The organism is Pseudoalteromonas aurantia (assembly GCF_005886875.1).
GTDB lineage: Bacteria > Pseudomonadota > Gammaproteobacteria > Enterobacterales > Alteromonadaceae > Pseudoalteromonas > Pseudoalteromonas aurantia_A.
This window is the reverse complement of record NZ_PNBY01000234.1, coordinates 1-270: the sequence shown is the minus strand read 5'-3', so window position 1 is coordinate 270 and position 270 is coordinate 1. Positions and strand designations below refer to the sequence as shown.

Annotated in this window: 1 protein-coding gene; it reads right to left on the bottom strand. The window is 46.7% G+C overall.

The genetic code is table 11. The features are described from left to right. A partial coding sequence (locus CWC18_RS20800) for a transposase (RefSeq protein ID WP_212747756.1) occupies positions 1–270 on the bottom strand: 270 nt, incomplete at both ends.

The following is a 270-nucleotide window of genomic DNA, read 5'->3' as shown; positions in this document are numbered from 1 at the left end:
CGGAGTCTGTGTAATACAGTGTTTAGAAAGGGCACGAAATCGTTCTGGGAATGTTGTGAGCCAGGACGAAGTTCAGCGCCTATACACCAGCCCTCTTTTCCCACATAAGACATAATAGGAGCAAAGCCATGGAAATGTTTGTATGTCCATTGCGAACCTTCTTTTTGGGTTCTGCTGTTATCCTGCGGAGTAACGTCTATATCCAGCGGGATATGCTGAAGGTGATCCAGTTTTTTTGAAAGTGGGGAGATCGGCGCATCCAGTTCTAGC